Raw genomic sequence first — 20,816 nt, 5'->3', positions numbered from 1 at the left:
GTCGTATGCGGGCACTGAGCGGGTCGCCGGGCACGCTCCGGAATCGGTGCTACCACGCCACGTGACACTGGGTGCCACGATCCGCGGAAGCGCCATCACCGCACATTTCCTCCGCCGCTTTGGCGGACCACCGCCCCGGCACGGTTCGCGGAAAGCAAGAACCGTAGCCGGACAGCACAACCGGTCGCCGAGCCAGACAGGCCGACGTCCGCTCCAGGGAAGGACCCTTCGTGAGCGACACCACCGATCTGATGGGCGCACGTGTCGAGGAGACCGCTGCCGCGCCCGCCACGGACGCCTCCGCGCCTGCCACCGGTGCCGGCTCCCGGCGGCGCCGCGGTACCGGCCTCGAGGGCATGGTGCTGGCCGAGCTGCAGCAGGTCGCCTCGGGCCTCGGCATCAGGGGCACCGCGCGGATGCGCAAGAGCCAGCTGATCGAGGTCATCAAGGAGGCGCAGGCCGCAGGCGGGGGCAGCCCCGCTGGGGGAGCGGCTTCCAAGGCCGAGGCCGCCACCGAGACCAAGCCCAAGCGCCGCGCCACCTCCAAGGCCCGTACGGGTGAGGGCGCCGTCGACGGCGAGAAGAAGGCCGAGGCCCCCGCCGAGAAGGCCGTGGCCCAGCAGCAGATCGAGATTCCCGGCCAGCCGGCCTCCGACGAGCCGGCCGAGCGCCGTCGCCGTCGTGCCACCGCCGACGCCGGCAGCCCCGCGCAGAGCGGCGCCGAGACCGTCGCCGCCGAGGCCAAGGCCGAGCCCAAGGCCGAGACGCCCGCCCAGCAGCCGCAGCAGCAGGGCGAGGCGAAGGGCGACGCCGGTGACGGCGAGGGCCGTGGCCGCCGCGACCGCCGTGAGCGCGGCCGCGACCGTGACCGTGACCGCCGCAACAAGGGCGACGACCAGCAGGGCGGCGGCCAGCAGCGTCAGCAGCAGGGCCAGCAGCAGGGCCGTCAGGACAGCCGGCAGGACGACGACGACTTCGAGGGCGGCCGCCGGGGCCGTCGCGGCCGCTACCGCGACCGCCGTGGCCGCCGCGGCCGCGACGACATCGCCGAGCCGCAGGTCGCCGAGGACGACGTCCTGATCCCCGTCGCGGGCATCCTGGACATCCTCGACAACTACGCCTTCATCCGGACCTCCGGCTACCTGCCCGGCCCGAACGACGTGTACGTCTCCCTCGCCCAGGTCCGCAAGAACGGCCTGCGCAAGGGCGACCACGTCACCGGCGCGGTCCGCCAGCCGAAGGAGGGCGAGCGCCGCGAGAAGTTCAACGCGCTGGTCCGCCTCGACTCCGTGAACGGCATGGCGCCCGAACACGGCCGCGGCCGCCCGGAGTTCAACAAGCTCACCCCGCTCTACCCGCAGGACCGCCTCCGCCTGGAGACGGACCCGGGCGTGCTCACCACCCGCATCATCGACCTGGTCTCGCCGATCGGTAAGGGCCAGCGCGGTCTGATCGTGGCCCCGCCGAAGACCGGCAAGACCATGATCATGCAGGCGATCGCCAACGCGATCACCCACAACAACCCCGAGTGCCACCTGATGGTCGTCCTCGTCGACGAGCGTCCGGAAGAGGTCACCGACATGCAGCGGTCGGTCAAGGGCGAGGTCATCTCCTCGACCTTCGACCGCCCGGCCGAGGACCACACCACGGTCGCCGAGCTCGCCATCGAGCGCGCCAAGCGCCTGGTGGAGCTGGGCCACGACGTGGTCGTGCTGCTCGACTCCATCACGCGTCTGGGCCGCGCCTACAACCTGGCGGCGCCGGCGTCCGGCCGCATCCTGTCCGGTGGTGTCGACTCCACCGCCCTGTACCCGCCGAAGCGGTTCTTCGGCGCGGCGCGCAACATCGAGGACGGCGGTTCGCTGACCATCCTGGCCACGGCGCTCGTGGACACCGGATCCCGCATGGACGAGGTGATCTTCGAGGAGTTCAAGGGCACGGGCAACGCCGAGCTCAAGCTCGACCGCAAGCTCGCCGACAAGCGCATCTTCCCGGCGGTGGACGTGGACGCGTCCGGCACCCGTAAGGAAGAGATCCTGCTCGGTGCCGAGGAGCTGGGCATCGTCTGGAAGCTGCGCCGGGTGCTGCACGCCCTCGACCAGCAGCAGGCGGTCGAACTGCTCCTCGACAAGATGAAGCAGACCAAGTCGAACGCCGAGTTCCTGATGCAGATTCAGAAGACGACGCCGACGCCGGGCAACGGCGACTAGCTGCTCCGCTGGGCGAACCCAGGGGCATGGAGGCCGCCCCCCGTCACTGAGTGACGGGGGGCGGCCTTTCGGCGCTGAGAGGTACGGGACGCAACACGCGCCCCTTCCTGCTCAGCTCTCCCTGGGGGAACCTTTTGCGCACGTCCCTGCCCGGCAGTGGTCGTCACAGACGTCGTATACGTCTTGCCCTGCCCCTCGGCGCGGCCGCCGCTGCCGCCGCCGTCACCGCCGCACTGCTGACGACGTCCGCGGGCGCGGCCACCCCGCGGCCGGCGCCGAGCGCCGACCCTGTCATCAGCCAGCCCTCCCAGGCCACCCTGGAGAAGCGGATCGCGGGTGCCGTCGACGCCGACACGTCGGCCGGCACCAGCAGCAGCGGCGCCGTCTCGCCGAGCATCGTCGGTGGCAGCGAGACCACCATCTCCTCGGCGCCCTGGATGGCCCAGCTCTGGTACTACGACGACCGGAACACCACCGACACCAGTGACGACGTGAGCTTCTTCTGCGGTGGCTCGGTCGTCTCGCCGACGAAGATCCTGACCGCCGCGCACTGCGTCCGGCACGACAACACGGACTACGACTGGAAGGCCCACGGTGCCGTCGTCACCGGTACCGACCAGTTGCCCACCACGGACTCCACCGGCACCACCGACCTGCACGGCGGCCAGGCCACGGGCGTGCTGCGCCAGTGGTGGCAGCCGGGGTACGACCCGGTGGACAGGGAGGAGGGGCGGAACGCGGACGACCTCGCCATGCTCACCCTGGCCGTCCCGGTCAAGGCCCCGCCGATCCGCATGGTCGCCTCCGGCGACACCGCCTCGTACACCGCCGGCACCCAGGCCAAGGTCTACGGCTGGGGCCGTACCAGCTCCACCAGCCAGGACATCTCCCAGACGCTGCGGACGGCCACGCTGACCCTGCAGTCCGACAGCACCTGCTCCGGCGCCTACGACACGGCCTTCGTCCCGGCGAAAATGGTCTGCGCGGGCACGCAGAGCGGGAGTGACACCGCAACCACCGCCACCTGCAACGGCGACTCGGGCGGCCCGCTCGTGGTGGGCGGCCGGATCATCGGCGTGGTCTCCTGGGGCATCAAGGACTGTGTGGAGAAGGGCTACTACAGCGTCTTCACGAAGGCGGGTGCCTACGTCGGCTCCGCCTACCACCAGATCGACGACACGAACCTGAGCCTTTTCAACAACAAGCCGGACGGCAAGGCCGACATCTTCGTCCGGGAGTCCTCCACGAAGACCGGCTACGAGAAGGACTCCGGCGGCAGTTCCTTCGGCGCCCGCGCCTCCTGGGGCAACTGGGGCGGTGTCAACCTGGCCGTCCAGACCGACCTCAACCGGGACGGCTTCCAGGACCTGGTCTACCGGGTCAGCTCCACCGGTGACGTGTACTGGGAGCATTTCGTGCTCAACAGCGCCCGCACCGACGGCTCCTGGACCGACACGAAGATCTTCTCCGGCTGGACGACCCGCACCCGGATCATCGCGCCGGGCGACGTCACCGGCGACTACCTGCCCGACGTCCTGTCCGTCGACTCCGGCGGCACGATGTGGATCTACCCGGGCAAGGGCAACGGCACCTTCGGCACCCGCTACTCGGTCCGTACCGGCTGGAACCAGTACAACTCCGTGCGCGGCCACGGCGACTTCACCGGTGACGGCAGGGCCGACCTGCTCGCCCGCCAGTCCAGCACCGGCGACCTGTACCTGTACAAGGGCACCGGCAAGTCCGGCTCCGAGGCCTTCTCCAGCCGGATCAAGGTGCGCAGCGGCTGGACCGGCTACAACGCCTTCGACGCGGTCGGCGACGTGACCGGCGACGGCAAGGCCGACTTCCTGGCCCGCACCTCCGGCGGCACGCTCTACCTGTACCCGGGCACCGGCAAGGCGACCAGCGAGATCTTTGCCACAAGGATCTCGGTCGGTACCGGATTCCAGGCGTACGACATCTGGGGCTGAAACCCCAGGTGAGCAAGGCTCGCCACGCGTGACCCGTTACGCACAGTGCCCATCGCCGTACGCGGTGGGCACTCTGCGTTGTGCAACTCTGTCCCGGGTTTCTCCGTCCGACCATACGGAGCGACGATGGAGCGGTACCGGCCGCGCCTGACCCTGAAAGCAGGGGGTAACCGACCGACGAGACCTAGGAGCGATGTGACCGCCGAGAGCACGCCGGAGCCCGCGATAACCGAGCCGGGCGACACCGGCCCTGGCAAGCCGGGCAAGGGCCGCCGCCGCAGGCCCCGCAGCAAGGGCCGCCGGGCCCTGCACGCCGCGGCGTGGACGGCCGCCGGTGTGGTCGTGCTGGGCGGTACGGGCGCCGGATACCTGTACTTCAAGCTCAACGGCAACATCCGCAGCATCGACATCAACCAGGCCCTCGGCAACGACCGGCCCTCCAAGGTCGACAACGGCTCCGAGAACATCCTGGTCCTCGGCTCGGACACCCGCTCCGGCGGCAACAGGAAGCTCGGCGGCGGCACCGACGACGGCAGCGCCCGCTCCGACACGGCGATGATCGTCCACGTCTACCGGGGCCACAAGCAGGCCGCCGTCGTCTCCGTCCCCCGCGACACCCTGATCGACCGCCCGGCCTGCACGGACACCAAGGGCGCCACGCACCCGGCCGTGACCGGCGCGATGTTCAACGAGGCCTACTCCACCGGCGGCGCGGCCTGCACCGTGAAGACGGTCGAGTCCCTCACCGGCCTCCGCATGGACCACTACCTCGAAGTCGACTTCACCGGCTTCCAGAAGCTCATCGACGACCTCGGCGGCGTCCCGGTCACCACGACGAAGGCCATCGACGACCCGCAGAGCCACCTGGACCTCAAGGCCGGCACCCACACCCTGAACGGGCAGCAGGCCCTCGGTCTGGTCCGCACCCGGCACGGCGTCGGCGACGGCTCCGACCTGGGCCGCATCCAGCTCCAGCAGGCCTTCGTCAAGGCACTGATCACCCAGGTCAAGCACGTCGGCGTCTTCAGCAACCCCAAGAAGCTCTACGACCTCGCCGACACCGCCACCAAGGCCGTCACCACCGACTCCGACCTCGGCTCGGTCAACTCCCTGATCGACTTCGCCGACGGCCTCAAGGGCATCGGCCCCCGGCACATGACCATGATCACCACACCGGTCCGGTACGACCCGGCCGACCCCAACCGCGTGATCATGCAGAAGTCCAAGGCCCAGCTGGTGTGGGACGCCCTGAAGAACGACCGGCCCATCCCGAAGAGGGCGACGGCGGGCACGGCCACCGGTGAAGCCAAGGGCGTCGTGAACGCGCCCTGAGAGGCGCGTGGCCCCCACCGGAATAGAAGACGGCCACCCCCGGTTTGGGTGGATGGCACCAGTCCTGGCAGACTGGTACGTCGGCTCCGGTTCACGCCCCCGCGCCCCGCGGCGGCGACCCGGCGCCCTCCCGAAACCTAGGAGACACCTTGAAGCGCGACATCCACCCCGCGTACGTCGAGACGCAGGTCAGCTGCACCTGCGGCGCGTCGTTCACCACCCGCAGCACCATCGAGTCCGGCACCATCCGGGCCGAGGTCTGCTCCGAGTGCCACCCGTTCTACACGGGCAAGCAGAAGATCCTCGACACCGGTGGCCGTGTGGCCCGCTTCGAGGCCCGCTTCGGCAAGGCTGCCGCCGGCTCCAAGAAGTAGCGAGCCCCATTTCGCCGGTCCACGGCCACACCCTCACCGGGGTGTGCCCGGGACCGGCGTTTTTGGTCGCCCGCCCGCCCTTCACCCGCAGTATCAGGAGCCCAAGATGTTCGAGGCCGTCGACGAACTCGTCGCCGAGCACGCCGATCTGGAGAAGAAGCTCGCCGACCCGTCGGTCCACGCCGACCAGGCACACGCGCGCAAGCTGAACAAGCGCTACGCCGAGCTCACCCCGATCGTCGCCACGTACCGCTCCTGGAAGCAGACCGGCGACGACATCGAGACCGCGCGCGAATTCGCGGCCGACGACCCCGACTTCGTCGCCGAGGTCAAGGACCTGGAGAAGCAGCGCGAGGAGCTGACCGAGAAGCTCCGCCTGCTGCTGGTCCCGCGCGACCCCAGCGACGACAAGGACGTGATCCTCGAGATCAAGGCGGGCGCGGGCGGCGACGAGTCGGCGCTGTTCGCCGGCGACCTGCTGCGCATGTACCTGCGCTACGCCGAGCGCGTCGGCTGGAAGACCGAGATCATCGACGCCACCGAGTCCGAGCTGGGCGGATACAAGGACGTCCAGGTCGCGGTGAAGGCCCGCGGGCAGATCGAGCCCGGCCAGGGCGTGTGGGCCCGGCTGAAGTACGAGGGCGGTGTGCACCGCGTGCAGCGCGTGCCGGCGACCGAGTCGCAGGGCCGTATCCACACCTCCGCCGCCGGCGTCCTCGTGACCCCGGAAGCCGAGGAGGTGGACGTGGAGATCAACCCGAACGACCTGCGGATCGACGTCTACCGGTCCTCGGGGCCGGGCGGCCAGTCCGTGAACACCACCGACTCCGCGGTCCGCATCACGCACATCCCGACCGGCGTCGTCGCCTCCTGCCAGAACGAGAAGAGCCAGCTGCAGAACAAGGAGCAGGCGCTGCGTATCCTGCGCTCCAGGCTGCTCGCCATCGCGCAGGAGGAGGCCGAGCGGGAGGCCGCCGACGCCCGCCGCAGCCAGGTCCGCACGGTCGACCGCTCCGAGAAGATCCGCACCTACAACTTCCCGGAGAACCGCATCTCCGACCACCGCGTCGGCTTCAAGGCCTACAACCTCGACCAGGTCCTGGACGGCGACCTCGACGCGGTCATCCAGGCCTGCGTCGACGCCGACTCGGCGGCGAAGCTGGCGGCCGCGTAGGACGCGCACCCGCACCAGTACGAGCACGACACGGAGGACTCGCGTGAACCTGCTGCTCGCCGAGGTGGCCCAGGCCACCCAGCGGCTGGCCGACGCCGGCGTGCCCTCGCCGCGCACCGACGCGGAGGAGCTCGCCGCGTTCGTGCACGGGGTGAAGCGCAGCCAACTGCACTCCGTGAAGGACGCGGACTTCGACGCCCGGTACTGGGAGGTCATCGCCCGGCGCGAGCAGCGCGAGCCGCTGCAGCACATCACCGGGCGGGCCTACTTCCGGTATCTGGAGCTCCAGGTCGGGCCGGGCGTCTTCGTGCCCCGGCCGGAGACCGAGTCCGTGGTCGGCTGGGCCATAGACGCCGTGCGCGCCATGGACGTCGTCGAGCCGTGCATCGTCGACCTGTGCACCGGCTCCGGCGCCATCGCGCTCGCCCTCGCCCAGGAGGTGCCGCGCTCCCGCGTGCACGCGGTGGAGCTGTCCGAGGACGCCCTGGTGTGGACGCGGAAGAACGTCGCCGGGTCCAGGGTCGACCTGCGGCAGGGAGACTGCCTGACGGCCTTCCCGGACCTCGACGGGCAGGTCGACCTGGTCATCTCCAACCCGCCGTACATCCCGCTCACCGAGTGGGAGTACGTCGCTCCCGAGGCCCGCGACTACGACCCGGAGCTCGCCCTGTTCTCCGGCGAGGACGGCCTGGACCTCATCCGGGGCATCGAACGCACCGCGCACCGCCTCCTGCGCCCCGGCGGCGTCGTCGTGATCGAGCACGCGGACACCCAGGGCGGCCAGGTGCCGTGGATCTTCGCCGAGGAGCGGGGCTGGGCCGACGCGGCCGACCACCCCGACCTCAACAACCGGCCGCGCTTCGCCACCGCCCGCAAGGCCCTGCCGTGACCCCGCAGACACATTTCCCGCAGTACGCGTACGAGGAGGCCCGCTGAAGATGGCACGGCGATACGACACCAACGACGCGACCGACCGCGCGACGGGTCTGCGCGAGGCCGCGTCCGCCGTCCGCCGGGGCGAACTGGTGGTGCTGCCGACCGACACGGTGTACGGCATCGGCGCCGACGCGTTCTCCTCCGAAGCGGTCGCCGACCTGCTCGCCGCCAAGGGCCGGGGCCGCACCATGCCCACCCCCGTCCTCATCGGCTCCCCGAACACGCTGCACGGCCTCGTCACGGACTTCTCCGAGCAGGCCTGGGAACTGGTCGACGCCTTCTGGCCGGGCGCCCTCACGCTCGTCGCCAGGCACCAGCCGTCCCTGCAGTGGGACCTGGGCGACACCCGGGGCACGGTGGCCGTCCGCATGCCGCTGCACCCGGTCGCCATCGAGCTGCTCACCGAGGTCGGCCCGATGGCCGTCTCCTCCGCCAACCTCACCGGCCACCCGGCGCCGGAGGACTGCGACGCCGCCCAGGAGATGCTCGGCGACTCCGTCTCCGTCTACCTCGACGGCGGCCCCACCCCGGGCAACGTGCCCTCCTCCATCGTGGACGTCTCCCGCGGGGTGCCGCTGCTGCTGCGCGAGGGCGCGATCTCGCCGGAGGAGCTGCGCAAGGTCGTACCCGACCTCGAGGTGGCGAATTGACGGCCCCTGAGGCGGGGCGTGGCATAGGCACCGGGGAAAGCGCGGCGGAACAGACGACGACGTTCGGCTTTCCGCGCGACACCTTCCGCATCCTCCACGTCAGCACCGGCAATGTGTGCCGCTCGCCCATCACCGAGCGGCTGACCCGCCATTTCGTCGCGGAGCGGCTCGGCGTGCTCGGCGGCGGGCTGATCGTGGAGAGCGCGGGCACCTGGGGCCACGAGGGCGCCCCGATGGAGGCGAACGCGGAGACCGTGCTGGCCGAGTTCGGCGCGGACGCCTCCGGGTTCTTCGGCCGGGAGCTGCTGGACGAGCACGTGATCAGGGCCGACCTGGTGCTGACGGCCACCCGCGACCATCGCGCCCAGGTCATCTCCATGGGGCACTCGGCGGGCCTGCGCACCTTCACCCTGAAGGAGTTCACCCGCCTGGTGCGCGCCATAGACCCCGCCACCCTCCCGCCGCTGGAGGACGGCGTGGTCATGCGCGCGCGGGCCCTGGTCCGCGCGGCCGCCGCTCTACGCGGGTGGCTCCTGGCCCCGACGGCGGAGGCGGACGAGGTGTACGACCCCTACGGGGCGCCGCTGCCGTTCTTCCGGTCCATCGGCGACGAGATACGCGAGGCGCTGGACCCGGTGGTGACGGCGCTGACCGGAGTACCGGCGCGGACGTAGGCCGGAAGGCGCAGATACCGGGCATAGCGCACATCGCAGGCCTACATTGGACCTACGTCACCACCGACCGCCCGGGAGCCCGCCATGTCGGTCACCCCTACTCTCGAGACCGACGTCCTGCGCAAACAGGACCCGGCGATGGCCGAGATCCTCATGGCCGAGCTGCACCGGCAGTCGACCACCCTGCAGCTGATCGCCGCCGAGAACTTCTGCTCGCCGGCCGTGCTCGCCGCCCTCGGCTCGCCGCTCGCCAACAAGTACGCCGAGGGCTATCCCGGCGCCCGCCACCACGGCGGCTGCGAACTCGCCGACGTCGCCGAGCGCGCCGCCATCGACCGCGCCAAGGAACTGTTCGGCGCCGACCACGCCAACGTCCAGCCCCACTCCGGCTCCTCGGCCGTCCTGGCCGCCTACGCCGCCCTGCTGCGCCCCGGCGACACCGTCCTCGCCCTCGGCCTGCACTACGGCGGCCACCTCACGCACGGCTCGCCCGCGAACTTCTCCGGCCGCTGGTTCGACTTCGTCGGCTACGGCGTGGACGCGGAGACCGGGCTCATCGATCACGACCAGGTGCGCCATCTGGCCAGGAACCACCGGCCGAAGGCGATCGTGTGCGGCTCGATCGCCTACCCCCGGCACATCGACTACGCCTTCTTCCGGGAGGTCGCCGACGAGGTCGGGGCCTATCTGATCGCCGACGCCGCCCACCCCATCGGGCTGGTCGCGGGCGGCGCGGCGCCGAACCCGGTGCCGTACGCCGACCTCGTGTGCGCGACCACCCACAAGGTGCTGCGCGGCCCGCGCGGCGGCATGATCCTGTGCGGTTCCCCCGAACTGGCCGAGCGCGTCGACCGGGCCGTGTTCCCGTTCACCCAGGGCGGTGCGCAGATGCACACGATCGCCGCGAAGGCCGTCGCGTTCGGCGAGGCGGCGACACCGGCCTTCGCCGTGTACGCCCATCAGGTGATCGCCAACGCGCGCGTGCTGGCCGGTCACCTGGCCGCGGAGGGCCTCACCGTGGTCACCGGCGGCACCGACACCCACCTGATCACCGCCGACCCGGCCCCGCTCGGCGTGGAGGGCCGCACCGCCCGCGGCCGGCTCCTGGCGGCCGGACTGGTCATGGACTGCTGCGCGCTGCCGCACGGCGACGGCCGGGGCCTGCGCCTGGGTACGGCGGCGGTGACCACGCAGGGCATGGGGGAGCCGGAGATGGTGCGGATCGCCGCGCTGACGGCGGCCGTGCTGCGCGGCGAGACCGAGCCGGCCGCGGCGCGGGAGGAGGTGCGCGGACTCACAGCCGCTTTTCCGCCGTATCCGGCCTGAACGGGGGTAGGCGATGTCCCGTACACCCCGGTGTGCGACGTGGTCCACAGCCACTCGTGCAACCATCGTGGCTACCCGGAAGTCCCCATCCTTATACGACCGTCGCTAGGGTGTGGGGCTGTGATGGCCAGCGAGACCTGTGGGGAAGCCCGTGCGTGAATACCTGCTGACGCTCTGCATCACGGCCGCGGTGACGTACCTGCTGACCGGGCCGGTACGCAAGTTCGCGATCGTGGCCGGGGCGATGCCGGAGATCCGGGCCCGTGACGTGCACCGGGAACCCACTCCGCGGCTCGGCGGTATCGCCATGTTCTTCGGCCTGTGCGCGGGCCTGCTGGTCGCGGACCACCTGACCAACCTCAACGAGGTCTTCGCGAAGTCGAACGAGCCGCGCGCCCTGCTCTCCGGCGCGGCCCTGATCTGGCTGATCGGCGTCCTGGACGACAAGTTCGAGATCGACGCGCTGATCAAGCTGGGCGGCCAGATGATCGCCGCGGGCGTCATGGTCGTGCAGGGTCTGACGATCCTGTGGCTGCCCATCCCCGGCGTCGGCAACGTGGCGCTCACCCAGTGGCAGGGCACGCTGCTGACCGTGGCGCTCGTCGTCATCACGATCAACGCGGTGAACTTCGTCGACGGCCTGGACGGCCTCGCGGCGGGCATGGTGTGCATCGCGGCCGCCGCCTTCTTCCTGTACGCCTACCGGATCTGGTACTCGTACGGCATCGAGGCCGCCGCTCCCGGCACCCTGTTCGCGGCCATCCTGATGGGCATGTGCCTGGGCTTCCTGCCGCACAACATGCATCCCGCGCGGATCTTCATGGGCGACTCCGGCTCGATGCTGATCGGCCTGGTGCTGGCGGCGGGTGCGATCTCGATCACCGGTCAGCTCGACCCGGACGCGCTGAACCTGTACGTGGGTTCCGAGAAGGCCGCGGTGCACGCGACGGTCCCGGTCTACATCCCGCTGCTGCTGCCGCTGACGATCATCGCCGTACCCGCCGCCGACCTGGTCCTCGCCATCGTCCGGCGCACCTGGCGCGGCCAGTCGCCGTTCGCCGCAGACCGCGGGCATCTGCACCACCGGCTGCTGGAGATCGGCCACTCGCACAGCCGGGCCGTGCTGATCATGTACTTCTGGTCGGCGCTGATCGCCTTCGGCGCGCTGGCATACTCGGTCAACTCCGCCTCGATGTGGATCGTGCTCGGCGTGGTCTTCCTCAGCGCGGTCGGTCTGATCCTGCTGCTGCTTCCGCGCTTCACGCCGCGGGTGCCGGTGTGGGCCCAGCGGTTCGTGCCGCCGCGCTACCGGCCGCGGCGCCGGGCGGCCGAGACGGCTGTGGCGATGGAGTCCGCCGAGCACCACGAGACGCAGGAGACCGCTCGGCGGGCTCCGGTCACGGCCGGGGTCTCGGGCGTCAACGGAGCGACGGCGCTGGGCGCCCGTTCGCGTTTCCTTGACCGTGACTGAGACGCCCAAGGTAAGAATCTGACTAGAGCATTGCCAACTCGTGGGGGAACAAAGCCCCCATTACCAGACAAGTGGGCCGGGTTCCTGCACAGACGCGCACTGTCACTCTCATGTGTGAGAGTAAGCACACGTCACGGGTAAAGACCTCATCAAATAGTTTGTGATACGGTTCACGAGAACCCCGGAGAGAACCGAAGGACCGTAGTGCGACGGCCCGCCCGTATGAGGTCTCGACCACTCAGCCCGGGACTACGCTCGTCCATGACGACACCCTGCCCCCTGTGAAAGCGGAGTTGCCGCCATGCCGTCCAATGACGTCCGGAACCTTGCGCAGATCGCTGTGCCCGCAGCGGCTGCCGGCGTGATCGCCGTCGCCGTGAGCGCCGCGGTCGCGGGGGGCAAGGGCGCGGTCGGCGCGGTCGTCGGCACGCTGCTGGCGATTCTGTTCATGGGAATCGGCCTGTACGTGCTCCAGTGGACGGCAAAAACGCTCCCGCAGCTGTTCCAGATGATGGGCCTGATGCTCTATGTGGCGCAGCTGCTGCTTCTCCTGATCTTCGTCGCTGTTTTCAAGGACACCTCTCTCTTCAACCCGAAGACGTTCGCTGTGTCGCTCGTCGTCGCGACCGTCGTGTGGATGGCCGCGCAGGCTCGCGCGCATATGAAGGCCAAGATCTTCTACGTCGACCCGGACTCCCAGAAGAGCGAGAAGCCCGAGAAGACAGGGCCGTCGTCGTGAGGAGTAGGGGCGGGATAAAGGCTTGTGAGATCTCCTGCTATCGTCCGGTGCCAACTGCGGCATCGCGGGCGCGGGCATCTGAGCTGACGCCTGCTCAATCGCGAGGCTCGATGCCCCCCAGCCGCCCCCACATCCGTAACACCAGTCCGGTGCCGATCCGCGGCCGTGCGCCGCGCCGACACAACGAGGTTGCCGTACCCATGCGTCATGCCGAAGGAGCCCGCGGTGAGTGCTGACCAGACCCAGCTCGCCTTTGACTGGAGTTGTCGGATCATGTCCGACAACGGGTGCGGCTTCCCGGCCCCGGGCCTGCAGTCCTTCCTGTTCAAGCCGCTCTTCACGGCCGGCGGGTTCGAGTTCAACAAGGTGATGCTGCTCGCGCTCGTCACCACCGTTCTCATCATCGCCTTCTTCTGGGCCGCCTTCGGCAAGGCCAGGGTCGTCCCGGGCAAGCTGCAGATGGTCGGCGAGGCCGGCTACGACTTCGTACGCCGCGGCATCGTGTACGAGACCCTCGGCAAGCGCGAGGGCGAGAAGTACGTCCCGCTCATGGTCTCGCTGTTCTTCTTCATCTGGATCATGAACGTCTGGTCCGTGATCCCGCTGGCGCAGTTCCCGGTGTCCTCGGTCATCGCCTTCCCGATGGTGCTGGCCGTGATCGTCTACGTCACGTGGATCGCGCTCACTTTCAAGAAGCACGGATTCGTCGGCTTCTTCAAGAACGTCACGGGCTACGACAAGTCGCTCGGCGCCGTGCTGCCCCTCGTCATGGTCATCGAGTTCTTCTCGAACCTGCTGGTCCGCCCGTTCACGCACGCGGTGCGACTCTTCGCCAACATGTTCGCCGGTCACCTGATGCTGGTCATGTTCACCGTGGCCTCCTGGTACCTGCTGAACAGCTGGCTGGTCGTGGGCGCCGGCGTCTCCTTCGTGATGACGATGGCCATGATCTGCTTCGAGCTTTTCGTGCAGGCCGTCCAGGCGTACGTCTTCGTGCTGCTGGCCTGCTCCTACATTCAGGGCGCTCTCGCCGAGCACCACTGAGCCACACCCCCCAACCCCCGGTCGTCCGGTGGCCAACCCCCACCGGTCCGTAAAAGAGAAGGAAGAAACGGCATGTCCGCTGCCATCGACCTCGCCGCCGGCGTCTCCGGTTCCCTCGGTTCCATCGGCTACGGCCTCGCGGCCATCGGCCCCGGCATCGGCGTCGGCATCATCTTCGGTAACGGCACCCAGGCCCTCGCCCGCCAGCCCGAGGCGGCCGGTCTGATCCGTGCCAACCAGATCCTCGGCTTCGCCTTCTGTGAGGCGCTCGCCCTCATCGGCATCGTTATGCCGTTCGTGTTCGGTCGGTAATCAGCCACCCACCGACACGTTTCGACGAAAGGCACTGATGTGATCGCCAACCTGGCACAGCTGGCGGCCGAGGAGACGAAGCAGAACCCGCTCGTCCCCGCTGGTCCCGAGCTGCTCGTCGGCACCATCGCCTTCGCCATCGTGTTCTTCTTCTTCTGGAAGAAGCTGCTTCCGAACATCAACAAGGTTCTGGAGGAGCGCCGCGCGGCGATCGAAGGCGGTATCGAAGAGGCCGACGCCATGAAGGTCGAGGCCCAGAGCGTCCTTGAGCAGTACAAGGCCCAGCTCGCCGAGGCCCGGCACGAGGCCGCGCGCCTGCGCCAGGAGGCGCAGGAGCAGGGTGCCGCGCTCATCGCCGAGATGCGGGCCGAGGGCCAGCGGCAGCGTGAGGAGATCATCGCCGCCGGCCACGCCCAGATCGAGGCCGACCGCAAGGTCGCCGCTGCCACGCTCCGGCAGGACGTCGGCCGGCTCGCCACCGAACTGGCCGGCAAGCTCGTCGGCGAGTCCCTCGAGGACCACGCCCGCCAGAGCCGTGTGATCGACCGCTTCCTCGACGAGCTCGAGGAGAAGGCCGAGGCCACGCGATGAACGGAGCGAGCCGCGAGGCCCTGGCAGCCGCACGTGAGCGTCTCGACGCGCTGACGGACTCCACGTCCGTCGACGCCACCGCGCTCGCCGACGAGCTGGCGGCCGTCACCGCGCTGCTCGACCGCGAGGCCGGGCTGCGCCGGGCCCTCACCGACCCGGCGAAGTCCGCGGAGGCCAAGGCCGGCCTCGTCCAGCGTCTGTTCGGCAGCCAGGTCAGCGGGCCCGCCGCCGACCTGGTCGCCGGGATGGTGCGTTCCCGCTGGTCGCAGCCGCGCGACCTGGTGGACGCGCTGGAGCAGCTGGCGGACGTCGCCGACCTCACGGCCGCGGAGAAGCGGGGCAACCTCGACGAGGTGGAGGACGAGCTGTTCCGGTTCGGCCGGATCGTCTCCTCCAGCACCGACCTGCGCGCCGCGCTGACCGACCGTGCCGCCGCCGGCGAGGCCAAGACCGAGCTGCTGCACCGGCTGCTCGGCGGACGGGCCAAGCCGATCACCGAGCGTCTGGTGACGCGCCTTGTGACCGCGCCGCGGGGACGTAGCCTGGAAGCGGGACTGGAGTCCCTGTCCAAGCTGGCTGCCGAGCGCCGGGACCGCGTGGTCGCGGTCGTCACCTCGGCGGTGCCGCTGAGCGACGGCCAGAAGCAGCGCCTCGGCGCCGCCCTCGCCAAGCTCTACGGCCGTCGGATGCACCTCAACCTGGACGTGGACCCCGAGGTGATCGGCGGTATCCGGGTGCAGGTCGGTGACGAGGTCATCAACGGCTCCCTCGCGGACCGGCTGGACGACGCCGCCCGTCGCATGGCGAGTTAGCAACTCAAGAGTCAGTACTTACTTACGGCCCTGGTTGGGCCGTGCAGAGGATTCACCTCCTATTGGGGGGTGTGCCCATACCCCCCAAGTGAAACTTCGGGCCCAACAAGGAGAGCAGGGAACCCAGATGGCGGAGCTCACGATCCGGCCGGAGGAGATCCGGGACGCACTGGAGACCTTCGTCCAGTCGTACAAGCCGGACGCGGCCTCGCGCGAGGAGGTCGGTACGGTCACCGTCGCCGGCGACGGTATCGCCAAGATCGAGGGTCTGCCCTCGGCCATGGCGAACGAGCTGCTGAAGTTCGAGGATGGCTCCCTCGGTCTCGCGCTGAACCTGGAAGAGCGCGAGATCGGTGCGGTCGTCCTGGGCGAGTTCAGTGGCATCGAGGAGGGTCAGCCGGTCACGCGCACCGGTGAGGTCCTCTCCGTCGCGGTCGGCGAGGGCTACCTCGGCCGCGTCGTCGACCCGCTCGGCAACCCGATCGACGGCCTCGGCGAGATCGAGACCGACAGCCGGCGCGCGCTGGAACTGCAGGCCCCCACGGTCATGCAGCGCAAGTCGGTGCACGAGCCGATGGAGACCGGCTACAAGGCCGTCGACGCGATGACCCCGATCGGCCGCGGTCAGCGTCAGCTGATCATCGGTGACCGCCAGACCGGCAAGACCGCCCTGGCCGTCGACACGATCATCAACCAGCGCGACAACTGGCGCTCGGGCGACCCGAAGAAGCAGGTCCGCTGCATCTACGTCGCCATCGGCCAGAAGGGCTCCACCATCGCCGGCGTGCGCCGCGCGCTGGAGGAGAACGGCGCCCTGGAGTACACGACCATCGTCGCCGCCCCGGCGTCCGACCCGGCCGGCTTCAAGTACCTGGCGCCGTACACCGGTTCGGCCATCGGCCAGCACTGGATGTACCAGGGCAAGCACGTCCTGATCATCTTCGACGACCTGTCGAAGCAGGCCGACGCCTACCGCGCCGTGTCCCTGCTGCTGCGCCGCCCGCCGGGCCGTGAGGCCTACCCGGGTGACGTCTTCTACCTGCACTCCCGGCTGCTGGAGCGCTGCGCCAAGCTCTCCGACGACATGGGCGCCGGTTCGATGACCGGTCTGCCGATCGTCGAGACGAAGGCCAACGACGTCTCGGCGTTCATCCCGACCAACGTCATCTCCATCACCGACGGCCAGTGCTTCCTGGAGTCGGACCTGTTCAACGCCGGTCAGCGTCCCGCGCTGAACGTCGGTATCTCCGTCTCCCGAGTCGGCGGTTCCGCCCAGCACAAGGCGATGAAGCAGGTCTCCGGCCGTCTGCGTGTCGACCTGGCCCAGTTCCGTGAGCTGGAGGCCTTCGCGGCCTTCGGTTCCGACCTGGACGCCGCGTCGAAGGCGCAGCTGGAGCGCGGTCAGCGCATGGTCGAGCTGCTGAAGCAGGAGCAGTACCAGCCGATGTCCACCGAGGACCAGGTCGTCTCCGTGTGGGCCGGCACCACCGGCAAGATGGACGACGTCCCGGTCGTCGACATCCGCCGCTTCGAGAAGGAGCTGCTGGAGTTCCTGCACCGCAAGCACCAGCCGCTCATGACCTCCATCAGGGAGGGCGGCAAGATGTCGGACGACACGCTCACGGCCGTCGCCGACGCGATCGCGGAGTTCAAGAAGCAGTTCGAGACGAGCGACGGCAAGCTGCTCGGCGAGGACGTTCCTGCCGCTGCCGCCAAGTGACGTAAGGAAGGGACCTGACTCATGGGAGCCCAGCTCCGGGTCTACAAGCGTCGCATCCGATCCGTCAGCGCGACCAAGAAGATCACCAAGGCGATGGAGATGATCGCCGCCTCGCGCGTCGTCAAGGCGCAGCGCAAGGTGGCGGCCTCCACGCCGTACGCGAACGAGCTGACGCGTGCGGTCACGGCGGTCGGCACCGGCTCGAACACCAAGCACCCGCTCACCACGGAGGCGGAGAACCCGACCCGTGCCGCGGTCCTGCTCCTCACGAGCGATCGCGGTCTGGCCGGCGCCTTCAACTCCAACGCCATCAAGACGGCGGAGCAGCTGACCGAGCGCCTGGAGCGCGACGGCAAGCAGGTCGACACGTACATCGTCGGCCGGCGCGGTGTCGCCCACTACAACTTCCGTGAGCGCAAGATCGCGGAGTCGTGGACGGGCTTCACCGACGAGCCGACGTACGCGGACGCCAAGAAGGTCGCGGCGCCCCTGATCGAGGCCATCGAGAAGGAGACGGCGGACGGCGGCGTGGACGAACTCCACATCGTCTTCACCGAGTTCGTCTCGATGATGACGCAGACGGCGCTGGACGCCCGGTTGCTGCCGCTGCGCCTCGAGGAGGTCGCGGAGGAGGCCCGCCCCCAGGGCGAGATCCTCCCGCTGTACGACTTCGAGCCGTCGGCGGAGGACGTCCTCGACGCCCTGCTGCCGCGCTACGTGGAGAGCCGTATCTACAACGCGCTGCTCCAGTCGGCCGCTTCGAAGCACGCCGCCACGCGGCGCGCGATGAAGTCGGCCACGGACAACGCCGGAGAGCTGATCGAGACGCTCACCCGGCTTGCCAACCAGGCCCGCCAGGCCGAAATCACCCAGGAAATCAGCGAGATCGTCGGTGGCGCCAGTGCCCTGGCCGACGCGACCGCGGGGAGTGACCGATAAATGACCACCACTGTTGAGACCGCGACGGCTACGGGCCGCGTCGCCCGGGTCATCGGCCCGGTCGTCGACGTGGAGTTCCCCGTCGACGCGATGCCGGACATCTACCAGGCCCTGCACGTCGAGGTCGCCGACCCGGCGAACCAGGGCGAGAAGAAGACGCTGACCCTGGAGGTCGCCCAGCACCTGGGTGACGGCCTGGTCCGCGCGATCTCCATGCAGCCGACCGACGGTCTGGTCCGCCAGGCCCCGGTCGTCGACACCGGCGCGCCGATCACCGTGCCGGTCGGCGACTTCACCAAGGGCAAGGTGTTCAACACCCTCGGTGAGGTGCTGAACGTCGACGAGACCTACGACGGCGAGCGCTGGCCGATCCACCGCAAGGCCCCGAACTTCGACGAGCTCGAGTCGAAGACCGAGATGTTCGAGACGGGCGTCAAGGTCATCGACCTGCTCACCCCGTACGTCAAGGGCGGCAAGATCGGTCTGTTCGGCGGCGCCGGCGTCGGCAAGACGGTGCTCATCCAGGAGATGATCTACCGTGTCGCCAACAACCACGACGGTGTCTCCGTGTTCGCCGGTGTCGGCGAGCGCACCCGTGAGGGCAACGACCTGATCGAGGAGATGTCCGACTCGGGCGTCATCGACAAGACCGCGCTGGTCTTCGGCCAGATGGACGAGCCCCCGGGCACCCGTCTGCGCGTCGCGCTGGCCGGCCTGACCATGGCCGAGTACTTCCGCGACGTCCAGAAGCAGGACGTGCTGTTCTTCATCGACAACATCTTCCGCTTCACGCAGGCCGGTTCCGAGGTCTCCACCCTGCTCGGCCGTATGCCGTCCGCGGTGGGCTACCAGCCGAACCTGGCCGACGAGATGGGCCTCCTGCAGGAGCGCATCACCTCGACCCGCGGTCACTCGATCACCTCGATGCAGGCGATCTACGTCCCCGCCGACGACCTGACCGACCCGGCCCCGGCCACCACCTTCGCCCACCTCGACGCGACGACGGTGCTGTCCCGTCCGATCTCGGAGAAGGGCATCTACCCGGCCGTGGACCCGCTGGACTCCACGTCCCGGATCCTGGACCCGCGTTACATCGCGAAGGACCACTACGACTGCGCGATGCGCGTCAAGGGGATCCTGCAGAAGTACAAGGACCTCCAGGACATCATCGCGATCCTCGGTATCGACGAGCTGGGCGAGGAGGACAAGCTCGTCGTCCACCGTGCCCGTCGCGTGGAGCGCTTCCTGTCCCAGAACACCCACGTCGCCAAGCAGTTCACCGGCGTGGACGGTTCGGACGTGCCGCTGGACGAGTCGATCGCCGCGTTCAACGCGATCTGCGACGGTGAGTACGACCACTTCCCGGAGCAGGCGTTCTTCATGTGCGGTGGTCTCGAGGACCTGAAGAAGAACGCGAAGGAGCTGGGCGTCTCCTGAGCCTCGGCTCCGAGCCTCGTGCTCGTGTGAGGGGGCGGGTCCGTCCCGCCCCCTCCGTCACGCCCACTAGAATTGACCCCAACACCCGGCACCCCCGCCGGGTGGTGACCCGAGGAGCCACCCTTGGCTGCTGAGCTGCACGTCGAGCTGGTCGCCGCCGACCGCCAGGTCTGGTCCGGCGAGGCCACCCTGGTCGTCGCGCGCACCACGTCCGGCGACATCGGCGTCATGCCCGGTCACCAGCCGCTGCTCGGTGTGCTGGAGTCGGGCCCGGTGACCATCCGTACGAGTGAAGGTGGAACGGTCGTCGCCGCGGTGCACGGCGGTTTCATCTCGTTCGCGGACAACAAGCTGTCCCTGCTGGCCGAGATCGCCGAGCTGTCGGACGAGATCGATGTCCAGCGCACGGAGCGGGAGCTGGAGCGCGCGAAGGCGGAGGGCGACGCCGCCGCCGAGCGCCGCGCGGATGTCCGCCTGCGTGCGGCGGCGGCGAGCTGAGCCCACGCTCGTCCGCCGTATGACGTCACTCAGCCGCGGCCGGCCCGGAGCAATCCGGTGCCGGCCGCGGCTGAGGCAGATGTGGGTGTTTTTTCCGTTTCATTACTCAAGCACAGAAGCAGTTCCCCTACCGAGGAGACGAGGAGGTCGGTGCCGATGGTCCTCGCTCTGACTGTGTGCGGGATCGTGGTCGCGCTCGTGGTGGTGGGGCTGTTCCTGTTCGGGCTGCGGCGCAGGCTGATCCAGCGCTCCGGCGGGACCTTCGACTGTTCCCTGCGCTGGGACGTGGCCGAGAAACCGGACGCGGGCGGCAAGGGCTGGTCCTACGGCGTCGCCCGCTACAACGGCGACCGCATCGAGTGGTACCGCGTCTTCTCCTACGCCTTCCGTCCGCGCCGCACCCTGGAGCGCGCGCAGATCGAGGTGGCCGGCCGCCGGCTGCCCGAGGGCGAGGAGGAACTGGCGCTGCTCTCCGACGCGGTGGTCCTCGCCTGTACCCATCGGGGCACGCGCCTCGAACTCGCCATGAGCGAAGACGCGCTGACCGGATTCCTCGCGTGGCTGGAAGCAGCCCCGCCCGGTCAGCGCGTCAACGTTGCTTAGCGCA

Annotated in this window: 20 protein-coding genes; all 20 read left to right on the top strand. The window is 69.5% G+C overall.

From position 1 onward, the window contains the following. Positions 1-230 precede the first annotated feature (230 nt). Positions 231-2,210 carry a transcription termination factor Rho gene (rho, locus tag AB0950_RS35080; RefSeq protein WP_360574809.1) on the top strand — a complete coding sequence of 660 codons (1,980 nt, stop codon included), beginning with the start codon at positions 231-233 and terminating at the stop codon, positions 2,208-2,210. 134 nt (positions 2,211-2,344) lie between these two features. Further along, complete coding sequence (locus AB0950_RS35075) at positions 2,345-4,180, top strand: trypsin-like serine protease (protein ID WP_366780226.1); 1,836 nt, start codon at positions 2,345-2,347, stop codon at positions 4,178-4,180. A gap of 195 nt (positions 4,181-4,375) precedes the next feature. Further along, a complete protein-coding gene (locus AB0950_RS35070) occupies positions 4,376-5,512 on the top strand; it encodes an LCP family protein (RefSeq protein ID WP_360155061.1) in 1,137 nt (378 codons plus the stop codon). 149 nt (positions 5,513-5,661) lie between these two features. Beyond that, entirely contained in the window at positions 5,662-5,886 is a 225-nt protein-coding gene (gene rpmE, locus AB0950_RS35065) for a 50S ribosomal protein L31 (RefSeq protein ID WP_014675000.1), read from the top strand. 106 nt (positions 5,887-5,992) lie between these two features. Next, positions 5,993-7,060, top strand: a complete 1,068-nt coding sequence (gene prfA, locus AB0950_RS35060) for a peptide chain release factor 1 (protein WP_360155065.1) — start codon at positions 5,993-5,995, stop codon at positions 7,058-7,060. A 43-nt stretch (positions 7,061-7,103) separates the two neighbouring features. Further along, a complete protein-coding gene (gene prmC / locus AB0950_RS35055) occupies positions 7,104-7,949 on the top strand; it encodes a peptide chain release factor N(5)-glutamine methyltransferase (protein WP_360155068.1) in 846 nt (281 codons plus the stop codon). A gap of 49 nt (positions 7,950-7,998) precedes the next feature. Next, positions 7,999-8,646 carry an L-threonylcarbamoyladenylate synthase gene (locus AB0950_RS35050; RefSeq protein WP_360155071.1) on the top strand — a complete coding sequence of 216 codons (648 nt, stop codon included), beginning with the start codon at positions 7,999-8,001 and terminating at the stop codon, positions 8,644-8,646. Next, entirely contained in the window at positions 8,643-9,320 is a 678-nt protein-coding gene (locus AB0950_RS35045) for a protein-tyrosine-phosphatase (RefSeq protein WP_360155074.1), read from the top strand. Before AB0950_RS35050 ends, AB0950_RS35045 begins: the two co-directional genes overlap by 4 nt. 84 nt (positions 9,321-9,404) lie before the next feature. Then, positions 9,405-10,646 carry a serine hydroxymethyltransferase gene (glyA, locus tag AB0950_RS35040; RefSeq protein ID WP_360155077.1) on the top strand — a complete coding sequence of 414 codons (1,242 nt, stop codon included), beginning with the start codon at positions 9,405-9,407 and terminating at the stop codon, positions 10,644-10,646. A 151-nt stretch (positions 10,647-10,797) separates the two neighbouring features. Continuing rightward, the gene (locus AB0950_RS35035; protein WP_360155080.1) at positions 10,798-12,117 is read left to right on the top strand and encodes an MraY family glycosyltransferase; all 1,320 of its coding nucleotides are present in this window, start codon (positions 10,798-10,800) and stop codon (positions 12,115-12,117) included. A gap of 301 nt (positions 12,118-12,418) precedes the next feature. Then, positions 12,419-12,856, top strand: a complete 438-nt coding sequence (locus AB0950_RS35030) for a hypothetical protein (protein WP_366780224.1) — start codon at positions 12,419-12,421, stop codon at positions 12,854-12,856. Between the two features lie 273 nt (positions 12,857-13,129). Next, on the top strand, positions 13,130-13,900 hold the full coding sequence (gene atpB / locus AB0950_RS35025; RefSeq protein ID WP_360574838.1) for a F0F1 ATP synthase subunit A: 771 nt from the start codon (positions 13,130-13,132) through the stop codon (positions 13,898-13,900). 72 nt (positions 13,901-13,972) lie between these two features. Further along, positions 13,973-14,212: an ATP synthase F0 subunit C gene (gene atpE, locus AB0950_RS35020; RefSeq protein ID WP_009190636.1), complete on the top strand. Its 240-nt coding sequence runs from the start codon at positions 13,973-13,975 to the stop codon at positions 14,210-14,212. Positions 14,213-14,251: 39 nt separating this feature from the next. Continuing rightward, positions 14,252-14,803, top strand: a complete 552-nt coding sequence (locus AB0950_RS35015) for a F0F1 ATP synthase subunit B (protein WP_360574813.1) — start codon at positions 14,252-14,254, stop codon at positions 14,801-14,803. Continuing rightward, the gene (locus AB0950_RS35010; RefSeq protein WP_360155092.1) at positions 14,800-15,615 is read left to right on the top strand and encodes a F0F1 ATP synthase subunit delta; all 816 of its coding nucleotides are present in this window, start codon (positions 14,800-14,802) and stop codon (positions 15,613-15,615) included. The genes AB0950_RS35015 and AB0950_RS35010 overlap by 4 nt, the downstream gene beginning before the upstream one ends. Positions 15,616-15,742: 127 nt before the next feature. Further along, positions 15,743-17,335, top strand: coding sequence for a F0F1 ATP synthase subunit alpha (gene atpA, locus AB0950_RS35005; protein WP_360155095.1), 1,593 nt, complete (start codon positions 15,743-15,745; stop codon positions 17,333-17,335). Between the two features lie 21 nt (positions 17,336-17,356). Continuing rightward, positions 17,357-18,274, top strand: a complete 918-nt coding sequence (locus tag AB0950_RS35000; protein WP_360155098.1) for a F0F1 ATP synthase subunit gamma — start codon at positions 17,357-17,359, stop codon at positions 18,272-18,274. Further along, positions 18,275-19,711, top strand: a complete 1,437-nt coding sequence (gene atpD, locus AB0950_RS34995) for a F0F1 ATP synthase subunit beta (RefSeq protein WP_360155101.1) — start codon at positions 18,275-18,277, stop codon at positions 19,709-19,711. A 123-nt stretch (positions 19,712-19,834) separates the two neighbouring features. Beyond that, a complete protein-coding gene (locus AB0950_RS34990) occupies positions 19,835-20,209 on the top strand; it encodes a F0F1 ATP synthase subunit epsilon (RefSeq protein WP_270081641.1) in 375 nt (124 codons plus the stop codon). Positions 20,210-20,365: 156 nt separating this feature from the next. Then, positions 20,366-20,812, top strand: coding sequence for a DUF2550 domain-containing protein (locus AB0950_RS34985; protein WP_330337788.1), 447 nt, complete (start codon positions 20,366-20,368; stop codon positions 20,810-20,812). The last annotated feature ends 4 nt before the right edge of the window (positions 20,813-20,816 follow it).

The organism is Streptomyces sp. NPDC007189, from assembly GCF_040703635.1.
Lineage (GTDB): Bacteria > Actinomycetota > Actinomycetes > Streptomycetales > Streptomycetaceae > Streptomyces.
Note: the sequence above shows the minus strand (reverse complement) of the source record. Positions and strands in the feature narration are given on the sequence as shown.

Excerpts from the sequence above, each read along its gene's own strand:
- prfA (WP_360155065.1), top strand. The coding sequence starts at position 5,993 with ATGTTCGAGGCCGTCGACGAACTCGTCGCCGAGCACGCCGATCTGGAG.
- AB0950_RS35050 (WP_360155071.1), top strand. The coding sequence starts at position 7,999 with ATGGCACGGCGATACGACACCAACGACGCGACCGACCGCGCGACGGGT.
- glyA (WP_360155077.1), top strand. The coding sequence starts at position 9,405 with ATGTCGGTCACCCCTACTCTCGAGACCGACGTCCTGCGCAAACAGGAC.
- AB0950_RS35030 (WP_366780224.1), top strand. The coding sequence starts at position 12,419 with ATGCCGTCCAATGACGTCCGGAACCTTGCGCAGATCGCTGTGCCCGCA.
- atpB (WP_360574838.1), top strand. The coding sequence starts at position 13,130 with ATGTCCGACAACGGGTGCGGCTTCCCGGCCCCGGGCCTGCAGTCCTTC.
- atpE (WP_009190636.1), top strand. The coding sequence starts at position 13,973 with ATGTCCGCTGCCATCGACCTCGCCGCCGGCGTCTCCGGTTCCCTCGGT.
- AB0950_RS35010 (WP_360155092.1), top strand. The coding sequence starts at position 14,800 with ATGAACGGAGCGAGCCGCGAGGCCCTGGCAGCCGCACGTGAGCGTCTC.
- atpA (WP_360155095.1), top strand. The coding sequence starts at position 15,743 with ATGGCGGAGCTCACGATCCGGCCGGAGGAGATCCGGGACGCACTGGAG.
- AB0950_RS35000 (WP_360155098.1), top strand. The coding sequence starts at position 17,357 with ATGGGAGCCCAGCTCCGGGTCTACAAGCGTCGCATCCGATCCGTCAGC.
- atpD (WP_360155101.1), top strand. The coding sequence starts at position 18,275 with ATGACCACCACTGTTGAGACCGCGACGGCTACGGGCCGCGTCGCCCGG.
- AB0950_RS34985 (WP_330337788.1), top strand. The coding sequence starts at position 20,366 with ATGGTCCTCGCTCTGACTGTGTGCGGGATCGTGGTCGCGCTCGTGGTG.